Here is a 26269-nt window from a genome sequence, read left to right as displayed (position 1 = left end):
GGCGTCGGAGGACATGGCCATCGTCGTATTCGACGGGGTCTGCGCGCTGTGCAGTCGCTGGGTGCGGTTCCTGCTGCGCCATGACCGCCGCGGCCGCTACCGGTTTGCGGCGATGCAGTCGCCGCGCGGCAGCGCGCTGTTGCGCGAGCACGGCCTGGATCCGGCCGATCCGCTGTCGTTCCTGCTGCTGACACGGCACGGTGCCTTGACCGATTCGGACGCGGCGATCGCGGTGATCGCCGGGCTCGGCGGCGTGTGGCGCAGCGTCGCGTTGCTGCGCCTGCTGCCGCGCCGCTGGCGCGATGCCGGCTACCGGGTGCTGGCGCGCAACCGCCATCGCTGGTTCGGTACCACGGCGCAATGTTTCCTGCCGGAGCCGCAACAGCGTTCGCGCTTTCTGGAGTGAGCACGACGCGCGCGGCGCGTCTGATCGGCTGTTTCCTCGCGCGAGCCCATCGCCGCGAGTTCACAAGTGCCTGCGGTGGCCGTTCTTGACGGACGGGCCACCCACGCGATCGGACCGGCAACGATGGAGATTCCTCTGCTGCTTCTGCTGGCAAGCCGCTGGCAGCGGCGTCCGTCAGCCTCCTTGGCAGATAGCACCGTGGTGCCCCCCGTTTCCACGCTCCCACACCCGCCCGAGAGGAGTTTCGCTATGCCCAGTCCTACGCCTGCGCGGCTGATCGATCCAAGCAATCGCGTGTTCGGCACGATCGATATCAAGAACTACAGATTCGTCGGCGAGCAGCTGCCCAGTACCTACTACATGAGCGGGACGGGCCCGTTCATCCGCTTGCGTCCATTGCACCGATCCGGCTTCGCCATCTACGAAAGGCCGACGCGCGTGGTGGGGCTCTATGCGGGCGACTGGGACCGGGACGACACCTTCGCGCAGAACATCCAGAATGTGGCGCTGTATCGCGAACTCGGCGCAAGCGCGGCCGACATCGCCGCCAGCATCGAACGCCTGAAACTGGTCGCGCGTCGCACCGACGAGATCATCCAGCAGAATACCGCCCAGCCGTTGGAGTTGAACGACGCCGTCGTCTTCGTCAACGAGGGCGCCTTGGCCGGAACAGTGTGGGGCGGCGACAAGCAAAAGACCGGCAACGTGTACAAGCCGTTGAAGGTGGTCGATGCGACCGGCCCCAGCAGGAAGGCCCATGCCGGTCATGCCTTCGCCACGCGCGAGGCGGTGGAGCGGTTCTATGCCGATTACTATCCGCACGTGCTGGGGCAATTGATGCTGCTCGGGCAGGCCCAGCAATCCTTCGTTTCGCAAGCGCCCAATGGCGATGACGTCGTGACGGTGATCAATACCGACACCGGGTACTTTCCTCAGAGCGAGTTTCCCACCCGCGCCAGCCAGTTGCAGTTCCTGCTCCAGCAATTCATGCGCTTTGCCTGATCCTGGACGGGGCGGGCGGTCGTCGCGTGCGTCGCCTCAGTAGGTACGGCGCAGCAGTGGGGTGACATTGCTGCCGCCCGGCCGCCCTTGTCCCGTCTCGATCCGGAACACCGCGACCGCCGCAGCCAGGCCGCCGGCCTGCTCCTCCATGCTGCGCGCGGCGGCGGTGGCTTCCTCGACCAGGGCGGCGTTGCGTTGGGTCACCTCGTCCAGTTGCGCCACGGTGCGGTTGACCTGTTCGATGCCGCTGGACTGCTCGCCGCTGGCGGCGCTGATCTCGCCGATCAGGCCGGTCACCCGCTGCACCGAACCGACGATCTCGTGCATGGTGGCGCCGGCGCGGTTGACCAGCGCGGCGCCTTCGCCGACGGTGCGCGTGGACGCTTCGATCAGGTCCTTGATCTCCTTGGCCGCATCGGCCGAGCGCTGCGCCAGCGACCGCACCTCCGAGGCGACCACGGCGAACCCGCGGCCCTGTTCGCCGGCGCGCGCCGCTTCCACCGCGGCGTTGAGCGCCAGGATGTTGGTCTGGAAGGCGATGCCGTCGATCACGCCGATGATCTCGCCGATGCGCTGCGAGGACGTGCTGATCGCGCGCATCGTCGCCACCACCTCGTCCATCACCTGGCCGCCGGAACGGGCGACCTCGCCGGTGTTCTGCACCAGGCCGTTGGCCTGCTGCGCGTTGTCGGCGTTCTGCTTCACCGCCGAGGTCAACTCTTCCATCGAGCTGGCGGTCTCCTCCAGGCTCGCCGCCTGCTGTTCGGTGCGGTCGGACAGGTCGGTATTGCCTGCGGCGATCTCCGAGGCGGCGCGGCGGATCGTGTCGGCCGACTCCTGGATCCCGACGATGATTTCGGTGAGCTTGGCGACGGTGCGGTTGGTGTCCTCGCGCAAGCGCGCGAACACGCCCTGCGCCTGGCCGTCGACGCGGTGGGTGAGGTCGCCTTCGGCCAGCGCCGCCAGCGCTCCGGCCAGTTGCGCCAGGTTGCTCTCCACCCCATCGGAAATGCGGTTGACGCCCTCGGCCAGCGACTTGAGGACGCCGTCCATCGCCGCGGTCTCGATGCGCTGGCTGAAATCGCCGTGCGCGGCCGCCTCGATCACCGTGGCCAGCGCCTGTTCGGCGTTGACCTGCGCGGTCACCTCTTCCCATTGCGCGATGGTGCCCAGGCGGCGGCCGTCGGCATCGTCGATCGGGCTGTACACGAAATCGATCTGGCGGCCGAAGAACGGCGCGCGCACGCGCTTGGAGCCGGTCAGCGCGCGCATGCGATCGATCGCCGCCTGGCTGTCCGGATAGATGTCGCCGATGCTGCCGCCGACGAACTGTTCGGCGCGGAATTCGGGGCGGAAGCGCTGCACGTCCGGTTCGATGGTCTTCAACATCTGCAGCAGCTTGCGGTTGGCGAAATGCACGCGACCATCGTCGTCGGCGATACGCACCATGGTGTCGAGATCGTCCAGCGCCTGGATCACGAAACGGCCGTGGCGCAGTTCCGCCTCGGTCTGCACCTGGCGCGCCGCCAGCGCCTGTTGCGCGTTCTGCAGCGCACGCAGCAGCGCCACCTCGGCCGTGTCCCCGAGCACCTCCACACGCTGCTCGAAGCGGCCTTCGCCCAGCGCCTGCAGCGCCTGCGTGGCCTGCTCCAGGGCGCGCGGTGCGCTGCGTCTGCCGAGCCACACCAGTGCCGCGGCGGCGGCCACGGCGACCAGCAGCGCCGGCAGCAACCGCGGCAATGCCGATCCGTTGGCTCCCACCGTGCGGCCGACGTGCAACGCATAGCCGGCCAGCGCCAGCAGGACCAGGACATGGGACAGGGCAAGCAGCGCCGAACGCGGGCGCAGCCAGGAGGCGGTGGGGCGGAGAACGGCAGTTGGCGAGGGCATGGTCTGCACCGGCTGGGAAACAACGGGCAACGCCGCGAGGGCGGTGCGATCGCGTGGGGGTCGATCCAGTATCGGCATATCGCCGCGCCGGCTTGATCGCCTTCACCTGCCGTTCGTCGGAAACTTCATATGGACTGAACGCCTACGGCGGAGCGCCGAAGGCGTGATGATGTGCTGCGGTGCAGCAGGCGATCGACTCAGGGCCGCGGGCGGGACGCGGCTCGGGCGAACCCGGAAAATCCAGCGCCAGGGCGGCCATACGCCACCGGCCGCATGCGTGCGGCCGGTGGCGGGATGGGATTGCCTACTTACTTCGCCGACGTCGCCGCGTCGGGCAGGGTCCAGGCGATCACGCTGTCGCCGGCCTTGGTCTCCATGCGGTCGTGGCCGCCGATCGCGGCGACGATGTACTGCTTGCCATCGACGGTGTAGCTCAGCGGCGCGGCCTGCGGGCCGGCGGGCACGCGCACTTCCCATAGCAGCTTGCCGGTCTGGGTGTCGTAGCCGCGCAGGAAGTTGTCCAGCGCCGCGCCGATGAAGGTCACGCCGCCGGCGGTGGCCAGCGAGCCGCTGTTGTTGGGCGTGCCCAGTTCGAACTTCATCTTCGACGGAATGCCCATCGGGCCCTGGTCGTAGCCGGTGCCCAGCGGACGCCGCCAGATCACCTGCTGGGTGCGCAGGTCCACGCCGGAGATATAGCCCCACGGCGGCGCCACGCATGGGGTGTTGAGCGGCGACATCCACGGCTCCTTGCGCGCGCCGTAGGGCAGGCCTTCCTGCGCCATGTAGCCGGGTGTCTTGCTCTTGCCGTTGAACACCGACACCACGCCCAGTGCCTGCATGTCCTTCCGCGGATACACGTGCTCGGTGTAGGGCAGGCGATTGCTGTTCATCACCATGATGCCGCGCTGCAGGTCCACCGACACGCCGCCCCAGTTGATGCCGCCGTGGTTGCCGGTGAAGGCCAGCGAACCGCCCAGGCTGGGCGGGGTGAACATGCCCTCGTAGCGCAGCCGCTTGAACTGGATGCGGCAGGCCAACTGGTCGAACGGGGTGATGCCCCAGGCATCGGATTCGACGATGGTCTCGTAGTCCTTGCTCGGCGCGCCCACGGTGTTGGGCATGCCCGGCGACACCGGCTGGGTCTTGGCGGTCCAGTCGCCGTGGTCGGTGCCCTGCGGCACCGGGATCTGCTGCACCGGCATGATCGGCGCGCCGGTTTCGCGGTCGAGCACGAACACCTGGCCGGACTTGGTGGCCTGGATCACCGCCGGGCGGGTGCCGCCGCCGGGCACCGGGAAATCCACCAGGTTCGGCTGCGGGCCGATGTCGTAGTCCCACAGGTCGTGGTTGATGGTGCGGAAGTGCCAGCGTTCCTTGCCGGTGGCCGCATCCAGCGCGACCAGCGAGGCGGTGTACTCCTCTTCCTGCGGGGTGCGCTGCTTGCCGAAGAAATCGCCGGAGGCGTTGCCGGTGGGCAGATAGACCAGGCCCAACTGATCGTCGGCGGCCATCAGCGACCACACGTTCGGGGTCGAGCGGGTGTAGGTCTGGCCGGCCGGCGGCGCCGCGTCGATGGCCGGGTTGCCCAGGTCCCAGGCCCAGCGCAACTGCCCGCTGATCGCGTCGAAGGCGCGCACCACGCCGGACGGCGCGTCGCGTTCCTGGCCGTCACGGATCTGCCCGGTGGGCTGGATCACCACGCCGCGCATCACCACCGGCGGCGAGGTGGGGCCGACGAAGCCGGGCTTGGTGTTGCCGGTGTCCTTGTTCAGGTCGACATAGCCGTGCGTGCCGAAGCTGTCGCAGAGCTTGCCGGTCATCGCATCGAGCGCGCCGAGGCGGCCGTCCACCATCGGCCAGAAGATGCGCTTGGCGCATTCGGCCACCGGCGTGGTCGCCTCGAAGTAGGACACGCCGCGGCAGGTGGTGGCGGCGACGCCGGCCATGGCCTTGGGGTCGGTCTGCGGATCGAAGCGCCAGCGCTCCTTGCCGGTGGTGGCCTCCACCGCGATCACCTTCTGCGTGGGCGTGCAGATGTAGACCAGGTCGCCGACCTTCAGCGGGGTGTTCTGGAACGCGTAGCCGAGCTTGGAGCCGGCCGGCTTGAGGTCGCCGGTGTGGAATTCCCAGGCGATCTTCAGGTCCTTGACGTTGTCCGGGGTGATCTGTGCGCCGGGGCTGTAGTGGTTGGACAGGTTGGATCCGGCATAGGCGGTCCAGTTGCCGGCATCGTGGTTGCCGGCGACGTTGCCGTCGGGGCTGTCCACGGTCGTGCGGCTGAAGGCGGCCTGCGGACGCTGCGCGGCGAGGCCGGGGTCGGCCAGTTCCACCGTGCGCGGCAACAGCAGTGGCACGAACACCAGCGCCGCGCCGAGCACCGGCAACACGCCGGCGACCAGCAGGTAGCCGATGCCGGACACGGGCGCCAAACGCCAGCGCGCGACCTTCCAGAACGGCAACAGCAGCAGGCCCAGCACCGAGATCATCGCCAGGCGCGGAATCAGCGCCCAGCCGTCCAGGCCGACCTCGGCCAGGGCCCAGGCGATGGTCGCGGCCAGGGTGACGCCGAACAGCCACAGGCCGATGCGGCGGCCGAGCGCGAGCAGCACGCCGGACGCAGCCAGGGCCACGCCGGCGAGCAGGTAGTACCAAGAGCCGCCGACGGCGGCGAGTTGCCCGCCCATGACGGCGAGGGCGACGCCGATCACGGCGATCAGGAGGGCATAGCCGGCGAACAGCCAGCGGCCGGCTCCATTCGGTGGGGGAGAAACGGTCATGAGCGAAACATCCGACGAGGATCCCTGGCGCGTGGCGCGAATGGCGGCGATGCAGGCGATCGTGGGGGGAGAGGCGAGCGCGGGGTCGCAAGGACGGCGCGCATCGCAAGGCAGCGACCGCGCTGCGCGTTCTAGGAAAGCGCGGAACCGGCGCGGCGCGTGCGGGCTATTTTAGGCGGCGCAGGTCGTCGGGCCGTGATGGCATGCGGAACACTGCGTCATGCGCTGCAGAGAGACGAAGCATGGCGCGATCGTGCGGCGCGCTGGCGCTGCGCGCGCCGCGTGGCGCAACGCGTGTGCCGCGGCTAGCGCACACTCTCCAGCGCCTGCAGATAGCGCTGGCGCCATGCGTTGATGTCGTGCTTGCGCAGGTGGTCCATCATCGCCTGCCAGCGCTCGATGCGCTTGGCCTTGGGCAGCGACGCGCCGGTGGCGATGGCGTCGGCGACGCCGTCGAGGTCGTGCGGATTGACCAGCAGCGCTTCCTTCAGTTCATCGGCGGCGCCGGCCAGCAGCGACAGCACCAGCACGCCGGGATTCTCCGGATCCTGCGCGGCCACGTACTCCTTGGCCACCAGGTTCATGCCGTCGCGCAGCGGCGTCACCAGGCCGACCTGTGCGGCGCGATAGAAGCCGGTCAGGGTGGCGTGGGTGAAGTTGCGGTTGACGTAGCGCAGCGGCGTCCAGTCCGGCTCGGCGTGGCCGCCGTTGATGTGTCCGGCGATCTGCTCGAGCTGGTTGCGCAGCTGCTTGTACTCGGTGACGTCGCCGCGCGAAACCGGCGCGATCTGCAGATAGGTGAGGCTGCCGCGCTGGTCCGCATGCCGTTCCAGGTAGCGCTCGAAGCCGAGGAAGCGTTCCGGCAGGCCCTTGGAGTAGTCCAACCGGTCCACGCCGATCGCCAGCTGGCGGTCGCGCAGGCTGCTGCGCAGGTCGCGCACCGCCGGCTTGGACATCGCCGCGCGCGCCTGCTGCGCGATCAGTTCGGTGTCGATGCCGATCGGGAACATGGCCGCGCGGAACCGGCGCCCGCCCGGCGCCTCCAGCACGCCGTCCTTGATCACCTTGCCGCCGCCGAACAGGCGCACGTAGGCCTGGAAGCGGTCGACGTCGCGGCGGGTCTGGAAGCCGATCAGGTCGTAGGCGTAGAAGCCGGAGAACAGCCGTGCGTGGTCCGGCAGCGCCTGGATCAGGTCGGCCGAGGGGAACGGCACGTGCAGGAAGAAACCGATGCGGCAGCCGATGCCGCGCTCGCGCAGCAGCGAGGCCAGCGGAATCAGGTGATAGTCGTGGATCCATACCGTGTCGTCCTCGCGCAGCAGCGGCGCGAGCTTGTCGGCGAACATGGCGTTGACCCGGCGGTAGCCCTCGCGCGTGGCGCGGTCGTAGTCGACCAGGTCCAGGCGGAAGTGCAGCAGCGGCCACAACGTGCGGTTGGCGAAGCCGTTGTAGTACGCGTCCAGGTCGGCGCGATTCAGGTCCATGGTGACGAAGCGGATATCGCCCTGGGTCTGTTCGTGCATCGCGCCGCTGTCGCCGCGCACGGTCTTGCCGCTCCAGCCGAACCAGACGCCGCCGCGCTCCTTCAGCGCCGCCAGCAAGCCCACCGCGAGGCCGCCGGCGCGGTTCTCGCCGGGCAAGGCCACGCGGTTGGATACCACCACCAATCTGCTCATGACGCCTCCTGCCAACTGCGCGACAAGCGCATGGCGGCGATGATCAGGCCGACATGCGAATAGGTCTGCGGGAAATTGCCCCAGGCTTCGCCGTTGTCGAAGGCCAGATCCTCCGACAGCAGGCCCAGGTGATTGCGCCGGGCAAGGATGCGCTCGAACAGCTCGCGCGCCTCCTCCTTGCGGCCGATCGCGGCCAGGGCGTCGATGTACCAGAACGTGCAGATGGTGAAGCTGGTCTCCGGTTCGCCAAAATCGTCCGGCGCCACGTAGCGGTACAGCGCATCGCCATGCTTGAGATCGCGGCCGATCGCCTCGACCGTGGCGATGAAGCGCGGATCGTCCGGGGCGATGAAACCGATGTCGGCCAGCAACAGCAGCGAGGCGTCCAGCCGGTGGCCGTTGAAGGTGTCGGTGAAGTGGCCAAGCTCGGCGCTCCAGGCCTCGGCCAGCACGCGTGCGTGGATGCGCTCGGCGCGCTCGCGCCAATACGCCACGCGGTCTTCCAGGCCCAGCCGCGCGGCGATCTTGGCCAGGCGGTCGCAGGCGGCCCAGCACATTGCGCTCGTATAGGTGTGCACCTCGGCGCGGCCGCGGAACTCCCACAGGCCGGCGTCGGGCACGTCGTGCAGTTCGAACGCGCGCTCGCCCAGCGGCTCCAGGCGCAGGAAGGTGTGGGTGTCGCCGGGATCCTTCAGGCGCAGGTCGAAGAACAGCTGGGTGGAGGCCAGCACCACGCTGCCGTACACGTCGTGCTGCTTCTGGATCCAGGCCAGGTTGCCGCGCCGCACCGGGCCCATGCCGCGGTAGCCGGCCAGCGATTCGACCTCGTGTTCCTCCAGCGCCGCCTCGAAGCCGATGCCGTACAGCGGCTGCAGGCTGCCGTCGGTGGTGGCGATGTTGAAGATGTAGCCGAGGAACTGCTCCATGGTGCGGGTGGCGCCGAGCCGGTTCAGCGCGCGCACCACGAAGGCGGCGTCGCGCAGCCAGCAGTAGCGGTAGTCCCAGTTGCGCGGGGTGTCCGGCGCTTCCGGAATCGAGGTGGTCATCGCCGCGATGATCGCGCCGCTGTCCTCGTACTGGCACAGCTTCAGCGTGATCGCGCTGCGGATCACCGCGTCCTGCCAGTCCAGCGGCACCGACAGGTAGCGCACCCACTCGCGCCAGTATTCCTCGGTGCGTTCCTGCGCTTCCTGGATGTAGCCGGTCAGCGAGCGAGTCAGCGATTCGTCCACGCCCAGCATCAGGTTGACCGGGTGGTTGAGCACGAACGGCAGTTCGTCGCGGATGAAGCGCACCGGCACGTCGGTGGTCAGGCGCAGGGTGAAGTCCGGCAGTAGCCAGCGCACGTGGTTGCTGCCCCAGGTGCTCTCCGGCTGGCGCGCGCCCCAGTCGGCCAGCGGCCTGGCCAGCACGCGGATGCGCGGGTTGCCGGCCAGCGGCCGCACCTGGCGGATGATGCTGACCGGGCGATAGAAGCGGCCATGGTTGCGCCAGCGCGGCGCGAAGTCGATCACCTCCACCGCGCCGCCGTGGGCGTCTCGCAGCACCGTGCGCAGGATCGCGGTGTTGGCCAGGTAGTGCTGGTCGCTGTCGACGAAGTCTTCCAGTTCGATGCTGAAATCGCCGCCAGGATGCGCGCGCGGGGAGAGCAGGGCGCAGAACGCCGGGTCGCCGTCGAAGGCCGGCAGGCAGCTCCACACCACGCTGGCCCGTTTGTCGATCAGGGCGCCGAAGCTGCCGTTGCCGATGACGCCGAGGTCGAGATTGGGGGAACTCATGGAGCGGTCGGGTCCTTGTGCGGAAGCAGTGGGGGAAACGGCCACGGGGCGCGGACGGGCGGGCGTTGCGCTGGCCTCATCCGGCGTTATCGCGCAGCCAGGCGTGTACGCCGCGTGGATCGGGCAGCGCATAGGTGGCGACGCTGTCGGCGCGGGTGCCGACCAGCACGCTCCAGCCGCCGGCCTGGTTGGCCGCGGCGAAGCCGAATTCGTCGGTGAGATCGTCGCCGACGAACACCGGGCGGCGTCCGCGGAACGGCGGTTGCTGCAGCAGCGTGGTCAGCGCCACGCCCTTGTCGCTGCCTTCGGGTACGAACTCGACCACGTGGTCGCCGGGCTGCAGGCGGTAGCCGGGCAGGTCGGCGAGCTGTGCGTGCGCGAACGCCAGTACCGCCTCGGCCGCGCTCGGCGCCGTCCGCCAGTGCAGGGCCACGCTGGCGCCCTTGTCTTCGACCAGCACGCCCGGATGCGCCTGGCGCAGATGCGCGGCGCGCGCATGCAGCGCATGGAGAAAGTCGGAGGTATCGGCGGGCATCGCCGCCTGCGCGTCGGCGTCGCTGCGCAGCTCGTGGCCGTGCAGGCCGGCGGCGGGCAACCGCAGTGGCGCGAACAAGGCATCCAGCTGCGTCAGCGGACGCCCGCTGACCAGTGCCACCGCGCCACCCAGGCGCTGGTGCAGGCGGCCGATCGCCTCACGCACCTCGGGCAGCAACTGCACCTGGTCGGGGCGTTCGGCAAAGGCGATGAGAGTGCCGTCCACGTCCAGGAACAATGCGCAGGCATCGTCCAGACGCGGCGGCGGCGGTCGGAGGGGGAGCGCGTCTGCCATCCGGCCATGATGGCGCAGCGGGCGTTAGCGTCAGGTGGATTGGGGGCCGGGAATCGGGAATGGGGAAACGGGAATGGGAAGAGCAAAAGCGGTGCCTGCGCGCGCTGCTGTTGCTTTTACCCATTCCCGATTCCCGTCTCCCCATTCCCAACACCTTCGTCAGAAGGTGTACCGCACCCGCCCGTAGTAGTAAGCGCCATTGCTGCCGATCGGCGACAGCACGTCGTAGGGCAGGTTGCCGAAGTAGGCGATGTCCGGCTTGGAGCGGTCGGCGTAGGCGTCGGTGAGGTTCTGTCCGCCCACCGCCACGCTCCACTGCGGGGTGAGGTGGTATTCGACCTCGGCGTCGAGTTGCCACTTGGCGCTGTAGGTCTGCTCCGGGGCGAAGCCGCCGCCGAAGTCGAACACGCGGGTGGCGCTGCCGTAGCGGGTGACGCGGGTCTGCAGCGACCAGCGCGCGTCGCTCCAGTTCGCCGCCAGCTGCGCGCGGGTGCGCGGGGTCGCCTCGGTCAGGGTGTTGCGCTCTTCCACGCCGAACAGCACGTAGTCCGGATTCAGCGCCAGTAGCTGCGCCGGCGTGGCCACCACGTTCTCCAGTTCGGTCTTGGCGTAGCTCCAGGTGCCGGTCAACTGCAGTTGGCCCTGGCCCAGCGCCTGCCGCCAGTTGCTGACCAGTTCGGCACCGCGGGTGCGGGTGTCGGCGGCGTTGACGAAGAAGCTGGCGCTCTGCAGGCCGGTGATGCCGAAGCGCTGCGCGACGAAGTCGGTCAGGGCATCGCCGTCGATGCTTTCCGACAGCGCGATGCGCTTGTCGATGTCGATCTGGAACAGGTCCAGCGACAGGTCGAAGTGGCTGCCGACGCGGCTGGTGAAGCCCAGGCTGTAGTTGCGCGACTTCTCCGGCTGCAGCGTGCGCGCGCCCAGCGCCTGCGCGATCGGGTTGTCGACCGAGAGCAGGCGGCCCTGCAGCAACTGTCCGTTGGCGTTGTAGCCGGTGGAACTGGCTTCGTAGCCGATCTGGCTCAGCGACGGCGCGCGGAAGTTGTTGGAGATCGCGCCGCGCAGGGCGAATGCCGGGACGAACTCGTAGCGCGCGGCCAGCTTGCCGGTCAGTTCGCCGCCGAAATCCTGGTAGTGCTCGTAGCGCGCGGCCAGGTCGGTGGAGAGCTTGTCGCCGAACTGGCTGGACACGCTGGCGTAGACACTGGCGACGTTGCGCGACAGGTCGGCCGCATCCTGCGGGGTCAGGCCGCCGCCGGCCTGGGCGCCGGTGGGGCGGTCGGTGTAGGGGCCGGCGGCGTAGCTGGCCGGGTCGCCCGGACGCGTGCGGTAGTGCTCGCGGCGCAATTCCACGCCGGTGCCCAGGGTGTGGGTGGCGCCGGCGGCGTCGAAGCTGCGGCTCAGGTCGAGGTTGGCCACGCCTTGCGCGAAGGCGTAGTCGCCGGTCTTGAAGCGGGTCGGGCTGCCCGGGCCCAGCGAGGCGTTGAGCGAATGCTTGAGCCGGTAGGTGAAGTCGTTGCGGCCATAGTCGAGGCTGGCGTCGTAGGCCCATTCGCCCCATTGCCCGCGCGCGCCGAGCACCGCCTGCAGGTCGCGGTTCTCGCCCAGCGACACCGGGCGGTAGCCCTGCGGATACACCTGGGTCCAGTTGGCGGCGCCGTCGGGGTAGCGGAAGTAGTTGGCGCCCTGCGTGTCGCGCTGGTTGTAGGTGCCGAAGGCATAGACCTCGCTGCCCTGGCCGAATGGCAGCTTGCCGTTGAGCCAGGCGTTGAGATCCTTGCTGGCGCCGTCGCCGAGTTCATAGTTGCGCTTGCCGGCCAGCGCCAGATTGGCCGGGGTCTGTTCCTCGAACGGCGGGATCTGGTCGAAGCCGGCGCGGTTGGTGGCCTCGTGGTTCTTCAGTTCCAGGCCGACCTTGAAGAAGCCGCCGTCCTCGCCCAGGCGTGTGCCGACCTTGCCGCTGGCATAGCCGGTCTGGCCGTCGGTGAGGGTGCGGTGGATCGGCTTGACGTCGGTGTGGTTGGCGCCGTAGCTGGCTTCCAGCGCGCCGCTGTCCGGGTCGTCGTCGAGGATCACGTTGATCACCCCGGCCACCGCGTCGGAGCCGTACTGCGCGCCGGCGCCGTCGCGCAGCACCTCGATGCGCTTGATCGCGCTGATCGGGATGGCGTTGAAGTCCACCGGCGTGGTGCCCTTGCCGATCTTGCTGTCGGTGTTGACCAGCGCCGAGGTGTGGCGGCGCTTGCCGTTGACCAGTACCAGCACCTGGTCGGGCGAGAGCCCGCGCAGCTGTGCGGCGCGCACGTGGTCGGCACCGCCGGAGTTGGACTGGCGCGGGAAGTTGAAGGAAGGCAGCAGCGCCTGCAGCGCACTGCCGAGTTCGCCGTTGACCACGCCGGCCTTGCGGATGTCCTCGGCGCTGAGCACGTCCACCGGGGCGGTGGATTCGAGCACGGTGCGACCGCTGGCGCGGGTGCCGGTGACGATCACCGTATCGAGGTTGGTCGTGGTGGCCGGGGTGGCGTCCTGGGCGAACGCGGGGGCCGCCAGGGCCAGGGCGATGGCCAGGCTCAGCGGCCTGACGAACGGGGACGACATGGGGGTTCTCTCCTGAAACGATGACCATCGAGACCGGCCGCGCCGGCCATGGCGGCGACTGGGGTCGGCAAAGGTTGCTGCATCCATCCGGATGAAGCGATATATTAGCTCGACGTTAAGGCGATGTGCGAGCCGTGTGTTCGGTGCGCTCGGGCATGAGCTCATGCCCGGCGGTTATCCGGCCCGGTCCGTACCTGGCCTACGATCGTGTGTTGCCTGCCCCTTCCGACCGAGACCTTGCCGATGCTCTTGCGTGCCTCGTTGATCGCCGTCCTCCTGGCCCTGAGCGCCTGCGCCAGCGTCGCTCCGTCTGCGCCCACCGCGCCGAGCAAGGTCAGCGCGACCATGCAGGGCGATGCGGCGCGGCCGGCACAGGCCGGCGGCTGGGTGCGCAGCGAGCTGTACTTCGGTGTGGGCGAGGAGAGCGGCCCGGCCGACCGTCCGCAGGCCGAGCCGATCAGCGAGGCGCGCTGGCGCGCGTTCCTGGACAAGGAAGTGACGCCGCGCTTTCCCGACGGCCTGACCGTGTTCGATGCCTACGGCCAGTGGCTGTTCCGCGGCGCCAAGGAGCCGAACCGGCTCAACACCAAGGTGCTGGTGATCCTGCACGAGGACACCCCGCAGCGCCGCGCCGACATCGAGGCGATCCGGCTGGCGTGGAAGCAGGCCACCGGGCACCAGTCGGTGCTGTGGGCGCGGCAGGCGGTGGACGTGTCGTTTTGACCGCGGGGATTGGGGAGTGGGGATGACCAGCCGTTCGGCTGTGGAAAGCGGGGATTCGCAAAAGCGGACCGCTGCAGTGAGTGCGGGGCCGTTCGTGATTCGGCCTGGTGATCTTGACGATCCGGCGGTGCGTGGGTTGCTGGAGTACCACGTGCAGCAGATGCATGCGCAGTCGCCGCCGGAAAGCGTGTATGCGCTGGATGTTTCCGGTCTGCGGCGCACCGACGTGCGGGTGTGGAGCCCGTGGCGCGACGATGCGCTGGCCGCGGTCGGTGCGCTGCGGGTGCTTGGCGAGGGCGGTGGCGAACTGAAGTCGATGCGCACGCATCCGGCGTTCCTGCGCCAGGGCGCGGCCGCGGCGCTGCTCGACCATCTGGTCGCGGTCGCCCGCGCCGAAGGCCTGCAGCGGCTGAGCCTGGAAACCGGCAGCGGCGCGGCGTTCGCGCCGGCGCTGGCGTTGTATCGCCGGCGCGGCTTCCGCAACGGGCCGGCGTTCGGCGATTACGTGCCGAGCGCGTTCAACCAGTTCCTGCATCTGCCGCTGTAGCGCCGCGGCGCGCCGTCGCCGGAAAACGGCATCCTGCGCGTGCACCGATCCGACGGTGCCGCTTGCCCTTACCATCCCTCGACCCCCAACGCCGCCACTGCCCGCATGTCCACTCCCGCTCCTGTCTCGCCGCGTCCGCGTTGGTTCGTCGCCGGCGACCTCAACGGCTTCTTCGGCCTGGTGGTCGACAACCTGTCGATCCTCGGCTTCATCACCCTGGCGCTGGTCGGCCTGTTCCAGTTCCCCGTCGAGGTCATCTACACCCGGATGATTCCCGGCACCGCCTTCGGCGTGCTGGTCGGCAACCTGCTCTACACCTGGATGGCGCGGCGGCTGGCCGCGCGCAGCGGGCGCAGCGACGTCACCGCGATGCCGCTGGGCCTGGATGCGCCGACCAGCATCGGCATGGCGCTGCTGGTGCTCGGCCCGGCGTTCGTGCGCTACAAGCAGCAGGGCCTGGACCCGCAGGCCGCGGCGCTGGCCACCTGGCACCTGGGCATGGCGTCGCTGGTGGTGATGGGCGCGCTGAAGACGGTGCTGTCGTTCTTCGGCGATGCGGTCACCCGCGCCTTGCCGCGCGCCGCGCTGCTCGGCTCCATCGCCGGCATCGCCATCGTGTTGATGGGCTTCCTGCCGCTGCTGGAGACGCTGCGCACGCCGCTGGTCGGGCTGGTGGTGTTGGGCCTGCTGCTGTACGTGCTGATCGCCAAGGGGCGGTTGCCGTGGCGCCTGCCGGGGGTGCCGCTGGCGCTGGCGTTGGGTACCGGCCTGTACTACTGGGCCAACGCCGCGGGGATCGGCATTCCCGGCCACCAGGCGCCGCCATGGAGCGCGCCGCAGCTGGTGTTGCCGTGGCCGAGCCTGGGGTTCGTCGCCGGCCTGGCCGACACGGTGCCGCTGCTGCCGTTGCTGCTGCCGTTCGGCCTGCTGATGGTGGTGGGCGGCATCAACGTCAGCGAAAGCGCACGTGCCGCCGGCGACGACTACCGCACCCGCGACATCCTGCTGGTCGAGGCCGGCGCGACCCTGATCGCCGGTGTCTGCGGCGGCGTCGCCCAGACCACGCCGTACATCGGCCAGCCGGCCTACAAGCACATGGGCGCGCGCAGCGGCTACACCTTGCTCACCGGCCTGTTCATCGGCCTGGGCGGCATGTTCGGGCTGGTCGCCGGCCTGGTGCAGTGGCTGCCGATGGCGGTGCTGGCGCCGATCATCGTCTACGTCGCCATCGACATCACCACCCAGGCCTTCCAGGCCACGCCCAAGCGCCACGCCGGGGCGATGGTGCTGGGCTTCCTGCCGTCGGTCGCGTACCTGCTGGCGATCAAGGCGCCGGGCTGGATCGCCCCGGAGCAGCTGGCGAAACTCACCACCACCCTGGACGGCCACGGCCTGCCCGAGCTGGCGGTGATCCTGACCCTGGGCAACGGCTTCATCATCACCGCGATGCTGTGGATCGCCGCAGTGGCGGCGATGGTGGACGGCCGCCTGCGCCGTGCCGCCGTGTTCCTGCTGGTGGCGGCCGGGCTGACCCTGTTCGGGCTGATCCACTCGGTGGACCCGCGCGGCGGCCTGTACCTGCCATGGACGCTGAGCGGCGTGCCCAAGCTGATCGCCTGGCAGTTCGTCGGCGGCTACCTGGTGCTGGCCGCGCTGCTCGGCCTGCTGTCGTTGCAGAAGCCGCGCGCGGTGCTGGTGGACTGACGGCGGCGCGACAAGCGGTGCCGGGATCGCAACGATGCACGAGAGGAGGATGGCATGAACGCTTGCCCTGGCCTGCGCATGCGTGCGCTGGCACTGCTGCTGGCACTGGGCTGGGTGCCCGAGGCCGGCGCGGTGTCGTTCGATTGCAGCAAGGCAACCACGGCGGTGGAGCGACTGTTGTGCACGGACAAGCGGTTGGACGCCACGGAGGAATGGCTGGCCCTGCGCTATGCGGCGCTGCGCGACGTGGTCCCCGCGGCGCAGCGGCCTGGCGTGCGCAACGCGCAGCGCGACTGGCTGGCGCAGCGCCAGAGCTGCCTGGCCGAGACCGATCCGGGGGCCTGCCTGAAACAGCGGATGGAGGCGCGGGTACGCGCGCTGGACGCCGAGTTCGCGCCGCAGGCGGCGCGCTTCGACCGCATCGTCGCCAGCATTCCCACCACGCCTGCCGCGGCGGCGGCGCAGCTGCGCGCCTACGATGGTGGTCTGGCCTCGGCCTGGCTGGTGTACCTGCATCGCTTCGTGCCGGCGGCCGGGGTGGCGGCGGCCGAAGCGCATGCCCGGTTCGCGTCCGCTAGCACCGCCCTGCGGCAGCAGGACGGGGTATCCGCCGGGCTGCTCGACACGTCCGAGCCGAGCAGCCGACAGGCCGGGGAAGCGCGCGACCTGACCCTGTTGCGGCTATGGATCGAACGCAGCGGCTATACGCCGGATGCGGCCACGCAGCCGAATCCGCGCCCCTACGTGCATTGTTTCGTGTTCGCCGCGCAGGGCGAGGCCGCCTACGACGCCATGGGCCCGCTGTATGGCTCCAGCCGCGATCTTTCCGCGCCGATCTGCCGGCCGTTGCCCGGCCTGTTCGATCAACCCGCATGGATGCGCTTGCAGCAGGCATTCGGCAGCCTGGTGGATCGCGTCTCCGACGACGCGGGCACCATGCGCTACGCGGATTTCGCCGCATGGCGGGTGCTGTCGCTGCAGGCCACGGTGTCGCCACTGCTATTGCTGAAACAACCCAAGGGCGCCGAGCCGCCCGGCGATCCGGCCGCCGCCATCGCCGCGTGGCACGACGCGAGCGTGTGGCCGCAGGCCGATCGCAAGGCGGCACTGGCGGCCTTGCAGCCGGCGCGCGCTGCCGCGGCGCAATGGATGATCGCGCACAAGGCAATGCCGGCGGCGCAGGCCGACCGCGTCGCGGCGGCGCTGGTCGCAGCCTGGGTCGGTGCGCGCATCGCCTTTGCCGCAGGCCCGCAGGGGTAATGGTCGCGTACGCGGCGCTGGTGGGGCGCTGGCGCCTCGCGCAAGGCGTGCATCTAGGCTGAACGCCGGCCGTCCCGCGCTGGAACCGGTGCGCATCGCGGCGGTCACACCTCCATTGTCCGATGGAGATGTGCATCCCATGCAGCCGCGTCACTCGTTCTGGCCGTGGATCCTGGTCGCCGTGCTGGTGGCCGCTGCCGCGGCCTGGTTGTTCCGCGACAACATCGCCGCGCTGTGGCCCGCCGCTGCGCCCTCACCTGCCGCGCCCGCACCTGCCGCGGTCGCGCCGCCGCCCGCCGCGGCCGCGCCGACAACGCCTGACGCGCCTGCCGCGGCGGCAACGCCGCCGCCGATTCAGCACCCGATCGATGCCGCAGCCGCTGCCGATGCGGCGATTCCGGCGCTGGCCGCCAGCGACGATGCTGCCTGGTCTGCACTGAGCGCGCTGGCCGGCGGCGACGCACCGCTGGCGCTGCTGCTGCGCGACCACCTGATCCAGCGCCTGGTGACCATGGTCGACAACCTGACCCAGCGCCGCGTCACTGCGCGCTCGCTGGCGCTCAAGCAGGTGCCGGGCGACCTGCAGGTGAGCACCGATGCGAGCGGCGCCCGCGTCATCGCCGACACCAATGCCCAGCGCTATGCGCCCTACGTGGAGGCGTTCACCCGCGCCGATCCGGGCACGGCGGTGGCGGCCTATCGCCGCTTCTATCCGCTGTTCCAGCAGGCCTATGTGGAGCTGGGCTATCCGCAGGGCTACTTCAACGACCGCCTGGTGCAGGTGATCGACCACCTGCTGCAGACCCCGACGCCGACCGCGCCGCTCGCGGTGGAGATGGATCCGGTGCGCGGCAAGTACCGCTTCGTGGATCCGGCGCTGGAATCGCTGTCGATCGGCCAGAAGGCGCTGCTGCGCATGGGCCCGACCCAGGCCGCCGCGGTCAAGGCGCAGTTGCGTGCGGTGCGCGAAGCGCTGACGCGGACCTGAGCCAGACGCGAGGCGCGTGCCGCGTCATGCGGGCTTTTTGTTTTTGGCAGGAGCGGCCCGAGGCCACCTTGAGCCGCTCATGCGGGAAAGCGCCTATGGCCACGCCTGAAGCGTCCTTGTGGGAGGGACTTCAGTCCCGACGCGCTACACCATAGATCACCACGGCATGACGGCGGTTTTTCACCGGACGTGGCAGGCCGATACCGGACGTCCAGCCTCGCTCAGCCATCCAACTCCGGGTAATGCCGGAAGATGCCGTTCTCGTTGAACGGCAGGCGCCGCGGCGAGGCCAGGTAGGCAGCGATGCCCGGGCGCTCGCAGACGCGCTGCTGCAGCGCGCGCAGCCGCGGCAGCTTCGGCGAGAGTTTTTTCATTGCCTGCGGGAAGGCGTAGTCCAGCCCGCTCATCAGCTGGAACAGCGACAGGTCCACGTAGGAATGCTCGCGCAGCACGTGGCGCCCGCCGCCCTGGTCCAGCACCTGTTCGAAATAGCCCAGGAACTTCGGCAACCGCTGCTTGCGCAGGTCTTCGGCGCGCCGCCGCGCTTCGGCTTGCTGGTCCTCGTAGTACAGCCCGCTGGCGATGGGGTGGTGGCTGTCGTGGACCTCGGCAACCAGGTCGGCGATGGTCAACTGCAATTGCAGGGCCTGCAGTCGCCGCGATTCGCTGTCCGGCACCAGGCCCAGCGGCGGGCCGAGGTAGTGCAGGATGTTGGCGACCTGGGCGATCACCAAGCGGCCGGCCTTGAGGAACGGCGGTGCGAACGGGCGTGCGCCGGCATGGGCGCCGTCGAGGAAGGGCTGCAGCGCCGCATCGCCCTGCTCGCGCGCCACGTCGCGATAGCCGGCGCCGGCATCCTCCAGCGCCAGCCGCACGAACTCGCCGCGGCCCTGGATGCCGGTCCAGTAGTAGAGCTCGTAGTGCATGGCGGGGCCTGTGCGTGGGGACGGGAGCGCCGAGGGTAGCCGCCGTTGCGGTAGCGGCGTGTGACTGCCCGGTGCCGGAGTGCGGCGAACGTCACGTCGCGTCGCCGCCGTCCCGCGAGGTGTATACAGACGTCGCGGACGGCCTTGAAACAGGGGCGGACAGCCGCATTTTGCTGGCATGCCGGCACGGCCGGCCCTTTCCTTCAGAGGACTTCCCGATGCGGATGGACAAGCTCACCTCGCGCTTCCAGCAGGCCCTGGCCGACGCGCAGTCGCTGGCCGTGGGCCGCGACCACACCATCATCGAACCGGTGCACGTGTTCGTGGCGCTGCTCGACCAGGCCGGCGGCAGCACCCGGCCGCTGCTGGCGCAGGCCGGCGTCAACGTGCCGGTGCTGCGCGAGCGGCTCGGCGAAGCGCTGGACAAGCTGCCCAAGGTCAGCGGCCAGCCCGGCAACGTGTCGATGGGCAACGACCTCAGCCGCCTGCTCAACCAGACCGACAAGCTGGCGCAGCAGCACAACGACCAGTTCATCGCCAGCGAGTGGTTCGTGCTGGCCGCGGCCGACGACGGCGGCCCGTTGGGCCTGGCGCTGCGCGCGGCCGGCGCCGACAAGAAGAAGCTCGAAGCCGCCATCGACAAGCTGCGCGGCGGCGAGACCGTGCAGTCGGAGAACGCCGAGGAACAGCGCCAGGCGCTGGAGAAGTACACCATCGACCTCACCGCGCGCGCCGAGAGCGGCAAGCTCGATCCGGTGATCGGCCGCGACGAGGAAATCCGCCGCACCGTGCAGGTGCTGCAGCGGCGTACCAAGAACAACCCGGTGCTGATCGGCGAGCCCGGCGTCGGCAAGACCGCCATCGTCGAGGGCCTGGCCCAGCGCATCGTCAACGGCGAAGTGCCCGAAGGCCTGCGCGGCAAGCGCGTGCTGTCGCTGGACATGGGCGCGCTGATCGCCGGTGCCAAGTTCCGCGGCGAGTTCGAGGAGCGGCTCAAGGGCGTGCTCAACGATCTGTCCAAGAACGAGGGCCAGATCATCCTGTTCATCGACGAACTGCACACCATGGTCGGCGCCGGCAAGGCCGATGGCGCCATGGACGCGGGCAACATGCTCAAGCCGGCGCTGGCGCGCGGCGAGCTGCACTGCATCGGCGCCACCACCCTGGACGAGTACCGCAAGTACATCGAGAAGGACGCGGCGCTGGAGCGGCGCTTCCAGAAGGTGTTCGTCGGCGAGCCGAGCGTGGAGGACACCATCGCCATCCTGCGCGGGCTCAAGGAGCGCTACGCGGTGCACCATGGCGTGGAGATCACCGACCCGGCGATCGTCGCCGCGGCGACGTTGTCCAACCGCTACATCACCGACCGCCAGTTGCCGGACAAGGCCATCGACCTGATGGACGAGGCGGCCAGCCGCATCCGCATGGAGATCGACTCCAAGCCGGAGGAACTGGACCGCCTGGAGCGGCGCCTGATCCAGCTCAAGATCCAGCGCGAGATGCTGAAGAAGGAGAAGGACGAGGCCTCGCGGCAGCGCCTGGCCGACCTGGAGAGCGACATCGACAAGCTCGAGCGCGAGTTCTCCGATCTGGACGAGGTGTGGAAGTCGGAGAAGGCCGCGCTGCAGGGCGCGACCAAGATCAAGGAGCAGATCGAGCAGGCGCGCGTCGAGCTGGAAGCGGCGCAGCGGCGCCAGGACTACGCCAAGATGAGCGAGATCCAGTACGGCCTGCTGCCGAACCTGGAGAAGCAGCTGGCCGCGGCCAACGAGGCCGAACAGCACGACTTCAAGCTGGTGCAGGACCGCGTCACCGCCGAGGAGATCGCCGAGGTGGTGTCGCGCTGGACCGGCATCCCGGTCAACAAGATGCTCGAGGGCGAGCGCGACAAGCTGCTGCGCATGGAGGACGAACTGCACCAGCGCGTGGTCGGCCAGGAAGAGGCGATCAAGGTGGTGTCCGACGCGGTGCGCCGCTCGCGCGCCGGCCTGTCCGATCCGAACCGGCCCAGCGGCTCGTTCCTGTTCCTGGGCCCCACCGGCGTCGGCAAGACCGAGCTGTGCAAGGCGCTGGCCGAGTTCCTGTTCGACAGCAGCGACGCGATGATCCGCATCGACATGAGCGAGTTCATGGAGAAGCATTCGGTGGCGCGGCTGATCGGCGCGCCTCCGGGCTACGTGGGTTATGAAGAAGGCGGCTACCTCACCGAGGCGGTGCGGCGCCGGCCGTACTCGCTGATCCTGCTCGATGAGGTCGAGAAGGCGCATAGCGATGTGTTCAACATCCTGCTGCAGGTGCTCGACGACGGCCGCCTCACCGACGGCCAGGGGCGCACCGTGGACTTCCGCAACACCGTCATCGTGATGACCTCCAACCTGGGCTCGCACCAGATCCAGGAGCTGAGCGGCGACGGCAGCGCCGAGGCCTACACGCAGATGAAGGCGGCGGTGATGGGCGTGGTGCAGGCGCACTTCCGCCCGGAGTTCATCAACCGCCTGGACGACATCGTGGTGTTCCATCCGCTGGACAAGGCGCAGATCAAGTCGATCGCGCGCATCCAACTGCATGGTCTGGAGAAGCGCCTGGCCGAGCGCGGGCTGAAGATCGAGTTGGGCGACCGCGCGCTGGAGCTGCTCGGCAACGTCGGCTTCGACCCGGTGTACGGTGCGCGCCCGCTCAAGCGTGCGATCCAGGCGCAACTGGAGAACCCGCTGGCGCAGCAGATCCTGTCCGGCCAGTTCCTCAGCGGCGACACCATCAAGGTCGAGGCCGAGGGCGGCAAGCTGGTGTTCGAGAAGGCCTGATGGGTTCCATCGCGCAGGCGCGTTCCGCTGTGTCGGCGGCGCGCGCCCTGCTGGTGGACATGGACGGCGTGCTGCGGCTGTGGCCCGACGACGACGCGACGCTGGAGCGCGCGCACGGCGTGCCGCCGGGCAGTCTGCGCGCGGTGGCGTTCGCGCCGGCGCTGCTGGAGCCGGCGATCCGTGGTGCCACCAGCGATGCGCAATGGCGCGCCGAGGTGGTCGCGCGTCTCGCCGCGCTGGCGCCCGAGGCCGACGTCGCGGCGCTGGTCGCTGCCTGGTCCGCGCCGACGGCGGCCCGCCTCAACCAGCCCGTGCTGGCGCTGCTGCGGCAGGTGCGCCAGCGCCTGCCCGTGGTGTTGATGAGCAACGCCACCTCGCGCCTGCCGCACGACCTGCAGGCGCTCGGCCTCGCCGACCTGTTCGATGCCGTGGTGAATTCGAGCGAGGTCGGCGCGATCAAGCCGGAGCCGGCAATCTTCCTGCATGCGCTGGCACAACTCCGGATGGCCGCGGACGAGGTGTTGTTCGTCGATGACACGGCGGTCCATGTCGAGGCGGCACGCGCCCTGGGCCTGCGTGCCGAGCGCTACGTCGGCATCGACGCGTTGCGTGCCTGGCTGTTCGCCCAGGGCGTGCTCGGCGACGACTGAGCCCGGCTGCGTTCGCGACATCGGCGACTGCGCAGCGCGCAGCGGCGTGACGCGATCGGCTCGGGCCTTCGTGCCGGCAGCAGGCTGGTGGCGTCTCGCCAGGCAGCGTACGCAGCGATTGCGCCGGCGAAAGCGGCCGGTTCGCCAAGCATCCCGCACGGCGCGCCGCAGCGCTGACAACCCAGCGGCATGGCCTCATAACCGCAGGTTTGCATCTGCCGTCGTGCGCGGCGCTATCGTCTGCGCTCCCTCGTTGCCGAGACGCCGCCATGTCCGACCCGAATTGGAAGCTGGAAACCATCGCCGTGCACGGCGGCTACCGTCCCGATCCGACCACCCGCGCGGTGGCGGTGCCGATCTATCAGACCGTGGCCTATGCCTTCGACGACACCCAGCACGGCGCCGACCTGTTCGACCTGAAAGTGCAGGGCAACATCTACAGCCGCATCATGAACCCCACCACCGACGTGCTGGAGCAGCGCATCGCCGCGCTGGAAGGCGGCATCGGCGCGCTGGCGGTGGCCTCCGGGCAGGCGGCGGTGACCTATGCTATCCAGACCATCGCCGAGGCCGGCGACAACATCGTTTCCTCCAGTGCGCTGTACGGCGGCACCTACAACCTGTTCGCGCATACGCTGCCGCTGTCCGGCATCCAGACCCGCTTCGCCGACTATCGCGATCCCGGCGCCTTCGCCGGGTTGATCGACGAACGCACCAAGGCCATCTTCGTCGAGTCGATCGGCAATCCGCGCGGCAACGTCACCGACCTGGAAGCGGTGGCCGCCATCGCCCACGCCCACGGCGTACCGCTGATCGTCGACAACACCGTGCCCACGCCGTACCTGCTGCGGCCGTTCGAGTTCGGCGCCGACATCGTGGTGCATTCGCTGACCAAGTACCTGGGCGGCCACGGCACCAGCCTGGGCGGGGCGATCGTCGATTCCGGGCGCTTCCCGTGGGCGGCGCACGCGCAGCGCTTCCGTCGCCTCAACGAGCCGGACGTGAGCTACCACGGCGTGGTCTACACCGAGGCGCTGGGCGAGGCCGCCTACATCGGCCGCGCGCGGGTGGTGCCGTTGCGCAATACCGGTGCGGCGCTGTCGCCGTTCAACGCCTTCCAGATCCTGCAGGGCATCGAGACGCTGCCGTTGCGCATGGACCGGATCAACCAGAACGCGCTGGCGCTGGCGCGGCACCTGCAGGGCGAGGCCAAGGTGGAGTGGGTCAACTACGCCGGCCTGCCGGACCATCCCGAGCACGCGCTGGCGCAGAAGTACCTGCGTGGGCACGGCTCCGGCGTGCTGACCTTCGGCCTGCGCGGCGGCCGCGCCGCCGGCGCGCGCTTTCTCGATGCGCTGCAACTGTTCACCCGCCTGGTCAACATCGGCGACGCCAAGTCGCTGGCCACGCATCCGGCATCCACCACGCATCGCCAGCTCTCGCCCGAAGAGTTGCAGCGCAGCGGCGTCAGCGAGGACACGGTGCGGCTGTCGGTGGGCATCGAGCACATCGACGACCTGCTCGCCGACCTGCAGCAGGCGCTGGCGCAGGCCTGAGCCACGCCGTGGCTGCACGCGTGCTCAGCGGAAGAACTGGCTCGGCGGCTGCCCGAACTGGCGCTTGAACATGGCGGTGAACGCGCTGGGGCTGTCGTAGCCCAGGTCCACTGCCACGTCGATGATGCGGTCGCCGGCGGCCAGCCGTTCCAGCCCGCGCAGCAGGCGCAGTTGCTGGCGCCACTGGCCGAAGCGCATCTGCAGTTCGCGTTGGCACAGGCGCTGGATGGTCTTGACGTCCACACCCAGCGCCGCGGCCCAGGCGTGCAGCGTGGTAGGAGCGGCCGGGTCGGCGTCGAGCGCGGCGGCGATGCGCAGCAGGCGCGGATCGCGCGGCTGCGGCAGGTACAGCGGCAGCGCCGGCAGCGCGTGCAGTTCGTCCAGGATCAGCCGCATCAGCCGCCCGTCGCGCGAGTCGGCGGCGTGGTCCCAGGGGATCTCTGCGGCGCTGCGGATCAGCGCTTCCAGCAGCGGCTCCACCGCCATCACCGTCGGCGTGTCTGGCATGCCGGCGATGGCGGCGGGGCGGATGTACAGGCTGCGCATGCGCAGGACGCCGATCCAGCGCACGCTGTGCTCGGTGCCGGCGGGGATCCACAGCGCGCGCGTGCTCGGCACCACCCAGTGGCCCTGGCCCGAGCGCACCACCATCAGGCCGGATACCGCGTAGATCAACTGATGACGCGCATGCCGGTGCGGGGCGATGGCGCTGTCGGGCGGGTAGTCGACGGCCTTGCACACCACGTCGGCGGGCGCGTCGTCCGCATTGCGGCCGGCGCGCGGCACCAGCATGTCCTTTTTGCGATGGTTGCTGGGCATGTCGCGCAAGAAGGTCGGGGCAGGGCAGCCTACCATGCACGCACTCCCGGCAATGCCTGTCCCGCCATGTTCACGCTGCGTCCTGCCGCGCCCGCTGCTGCCTCTCCCGCCGCTCCCGTCGCCCCGCGCAAGGTCGCGTCCGGCGTTCTGGCTGCGATCACCTCCTCGCACCTGATCAACGACATGATGCAGTCGCTGATCCTGGCGCTGTATCCGGTGCTGAAGGGCCAGTTCCAGCTCAGCTTCGCCCAGGTCGGCCTGATCACCCTCACGTACCAGATCACCGCCTCGCTGTTCCAGCCGCTGATCGGGTTGCGCACCGATCGCCGGCCGGCGCCGTACTCGCTGCCGATCGGCATGAGTTCCACGTTGTGCGGGCTGTTGCTGCTGGCCTACGCGCCGAGCTTCGGCATGGTGCTGCTGGCGGCGGCCTTGGTCGGGATCGGCTCGGCGATCTTCCATCCCGAATCCTCGCGCATCGCGCGGCTGGCCTCGGGCGGCCGCCATGGTCTGGCCCAGTCGGTGTTCCAGGTCGGCGGCAATACCGGCACCGCGCTGGGGCCGCTGATCGCCGCAGCGGTGATCGTGCCCAACGGCCGCCACAGCGTGGCCTGGTTCGGCGGCGCGGCGTTGCTCGGCATCGCCCTGTTGTCCTACGTCGGGCGCTGGTACGCGCTGCACCTGCAGGCCGCGCGCGCGACGCCGCGGCCGGTCGCCGCGGTGCCGGCGCTGCCGCGCGCCACGGTGGTGCGCATCGTCGGCATCCTGCTGCTGCTGATCTTCTCCAAGTATTTCTACATCGCCGGCCTGAGCAGCTACTACACGTTCTACCTGATCCAGCGCTTCGGCATCTCGGTGCAGAGTGCGCAGCTGCACCTGTTCGCGTTCCTGTTGGCCTCGGCGCTGGGCACGCTGATCGGCGGCCCGGTCGGCGACCGCATCGGCCGCAAGCCGGTGATCTGGGTGTCGATCCTGGGCGTGGCGCCGTTCGCGCTGGCGCTGCCGCACGTGGGCCTGCATGCGGCCACCGCGTTGACCGTGCTGATCGGCTTCGTGCTGTCCTCGGCGTTCTCGGCGATCCTGGTGTATGCGCAGGAAATGATGCCCGGGCGCATCGGCACCATCTCCGGGCTGTTCTTCGGCTTCGCCTTCGGCATGGGCGGGCTGGGCGCGGCGGTGCTGGGCCTGCTCGCCGACCATCGCGGCATCGTCTTCGTGTACCAGGTGATGTCGTTCCTGCCGCTGCTGGGCATCGTCGCCGCGCTGCTGCCGAGCCGGCGACCCGACGCCGTCGCGACGCACTAGCACGACCGCGCGTGGCCGGCATCGGCCG

General features: G+C 69.7%; 19 protein-coding genes. 11 read left to right on the top strand and 8 right to left on the bottom strand.

Going from position 1 to position 26269, the window contains the following annotated elements:
• Window positions 1-13: 13 nt before the first annotated feature.
• Window positions 14-406 carry a thiol-disulfide oxidoreductase DCC family protein gene (locus SLW56_RS13450; protein ID WP_052250900.1) on the top strand — a complete coding sequence of 131 codons (393 nt, stop codon included), beginning with the start codon at window positions 14-16 and terminating at the stop codon, window positions 404-406.
• 249 nt (window positions 407-655) lie between these two features.
• Window positions 656-1408: a hypothetical protein gene (locus tag SLW56_RS13445; protein WP_043091756.1), complete on the top strand. Its 753-nt coding sequence runs from the start codon at window positions 656-658 to the stop codon at window positions 1406-1408.
• A gap of 36 nt (window positions 1409-1444) precedes the next feature.
• Here the strand turns inward: SLW56_RS13445 and SLW56_RS13440 are convergent, their stop codons facing one another.
• From SLW56_RS13440 to SLW56_RS13415, 6 genes are all read right to left on the bottom strand, one after another.
• Window positions 1445-3298 (bottom strand): methyl-accepting chemotaxis protein, encoded by a 1854-nt coding sequence (locus SLW56_RS13440; RefSeq protein WP_320694978.1) that lies wholly within the window; start codon window positions 3296-3298, stop codon window positions 1445-1447.
• Window positions 3299-3606: 308 nt separating this feature from the next.
• On the bottom strand, window positions 3607-6039 hold the full coding sequence (locus tag SLW56_RS13435; RefSeq protein WP_295941391.1) for a membrane-bound PQQ-dependent dehydrogenase, glucose/quinate/shikimate family: 2433 nt from the start codon (window positions 6037-6039) through the stop codon (window positions 3607-3609).
• 344 nt (window positions 6040-6383) lie between these two features.
• Window positions 6384-7754 (bottom strand): alpha,alpha-trehalose-phosphate synthase (UDP-forming), encoded by a 1371-nt coding sequence (gene otsA, locus SLW56_RS13430; RefSeq protein ID WP_017916188.1) that lies wholly within the window; start codon window positions 7752-7754, stop codon window positions 6384-6386.
• Window positions 7751-9532 carry a glycoside hydrolase family 15 protein gene (locus tag SLW56_RS13425; RefSeq protein WP_267092664.1) on the bottom strand — a complete coding sequence of 594 codons (1782 nt, stop codon included), beginning with the start codon at window positions 9530-9532 and terminating at the stop codon, window positions 7751-7753. Before SLW56_RS13425 ends, otsA begins: the two co-directional genes overlap by 4 nt.
• A gap of 76 nt (window positions 9533-9608) precedes the next feature.
• The gene (gene otsB / locus SLW56_RS13420) at window positions 9609-10361 is read right to left on the bottom strand and encodes a trehalose-phosphatase (RefSeq protein ID WP_267083709.1); all 753 of its coding nucleotides are present in this window, start codon (window positions 10359-10361) and stop codon (window positions 9609-9611) included.
• A 159-nt stretch (window positions 10362-10520) separates the two neighbouring features.
• The gene (locus SLW56_RS13415; RefSeq protein WP_267099890.1) at window positions 10521-12959 is read right to left on the bottom strand and encodes a TonB-dependent receptor; all 2439 of its coding nucleotides are present in this window, start codon (window positions 12957-12959) and stop codon (window positions 10521-10523) included.
• A 243-nt stretch (window positions 12960-13202) separates the two neighbouring features.
• On the opposite strand from SLW56_RS13415, the gene SLW56_RS13410 reads away from it, so the two are divergent.
• The 5 genes from SLW56_RS13410 to SLW56_RS13390 all read left to right on the top strand — a co-directional run bounded on the left by SLW56_RS13410 (window position 13203) and on the right by SLW56_RS13390 (window position 18181).
• Window positions 13203-13682: a DUF3574 domain-containing protein gene (locus SLW56_RS13410; protein ID WP_320694977.1), complete on the top strand. Its 480-nt coding sequence runs from the start codon at window positions 13203-13205 to the stop codon at window positions 13680-13682.
• 127 nt (window positions 13683-13809) lie between these two features.
• Window positions 13810-14229: a GNAT family N-acetyltransferase gene (locus SLW56_RS13405; protein ID WP_320694976.1), complete on the top strand. Its 420-nt coding sequence runs from the start codon at window positions 13810-13812 to the stop codon at window positions 14227-14229.
• A gap of 105 nt (window positions 14230-14334) precedes the next feature.
• A complete protein-coding gene (locus SLW56_RS13400) occupies window positions 14335-15933 on the top strand; it encodes a hypothetical protein (RefSeq protein WP_152237164.1) in 1599 nt (532 codons plus the stop codon).
• A 54-nt stretch (window positions 15934-15987) separates the two neighbouring features.
• Complete coding sequence (locus SLW56_RS13395; protein WP_267092659.1) at window positions 15988-17193, top strand: lysozyme inhibitor LprI family protein; 1206 nt, start codon at window positions 15988-15990, stop codon at window positions 17191-17193.
• A 139-nt stretch (window positions 17194-17332) separates the two neighbouring features.
• Window positions 17333-18181, top strand: coding sequence for a DUF3014 domain-containing protein (locus tag SLW56_RS13390; protein WP_320694975.1), 849 nt, complete (start codon window positions 17333-17335; stop codon window positions 18179-18181).
• A gap of 221 nt (window positions 18182-18402) precedes the next feature.
• On the opposite strand, the gene SLW56_RS13385 is transcribed toward SLW56_RS13390, so the two are convergent.
• Window positions 18403-19107, bottom strand: coding sequence for a glutathione S-transferase (locus SLW56_RS13385; RefSeq protein ID WP_152180685.1), 705 nt, complete (start codon window positions 19105-19107; stop codon window positions 18403-18405).
• A 218-nt stretch (window positions 19108-19325) separates the two neighbouring features.
• On the opposite strand from SLW56_RS13385, the gene clpB reads away from it, so the two are divergent.
• The 3 genes from clpB to SLW56_RS13370 all read left to right on the top strand — a co-directional run bounded on the left by clpB (window position 19326) and on the right by SLW56_RS13370 (window position 24117).
• Window positions 19326-21911, top strand: a complete 2586-nt coding sequence (gene clpB, locus SLW56_RS13380) for an ATP-dependent chaperone ClpB (protein ID WP_267086413.1) — start codon at window positions 19326-19328, stop codon at window positions 21909-21911.
• Entirely contained in the window at window positions 21911-22561 is a 651-nt protein-coding gene (locus SLW56_RS13375; protein ID WP_295910328.1) for an HAD-IA family hydrolase, read from the top strand. Before clpB ends, SLW56_RS13375 begins: the two co-directional genes overlap by 1 nt.
• Window positions 22562-22830: 269 nt before the next feature.
• On the top strand, window positions 22831-24117 hold the full coding sequence (locus SLW56_RS13370) for an O-acetylhomoserine aminocarboxypropyltransferase/cysteine synthase family protein (protein WP_019800868.1): 1287 nt from the start codon (window positions 22831-22833) through the stop codon (window positions 24115-24117).
• 24 nt (window positions 24118-24141) lie between these two features.
• Here the strand turns inward: SLW56_RS13370 and SLW56_RS13365 are convergent, their stop codons facing one another.
• Entirely contained in the window at window positions 24142-24909 is a 768-nt protein-coding gene (locus tag SLW56_RS13365; protein ID WP_320694974.1) for a helix-turn-helix transcriptional regulator, read from the bottom strand.
• A 93-nt stretch (window positions 24910-25002) separates the two neighbouring features.
• Between SLW56_RS13365 and SLW56_RS13360 the strand changes: the two genes are divergently transcribed.
• Window positions 25003-26241, top strand: coding sequence for an MFS transporter (locus SLW56_RS13360; RefSeq protein WP_320694973.1), 1239 nt, complete (start codon window positions 25003-25005; stop codon window positions 26239-26241).
• Window positions 26242-26269 lie beyond the last annotated feature (28 nt).

It is taken from the genome of Xanthomonas sp. LF07-6 (assembly GCF_034105445.1).
Taxonomy (GTDB): domain Bacteria; phylum Pseudomonadota; class Gammaproteobacteria; order Xanthomonadales; family Xanthomonadaceae; genus Xanthomonas_A; species Xanthomonas_A sontii.
This window is presented reverse-complemented; position numbering and strand designations above follow the sequence as displayed.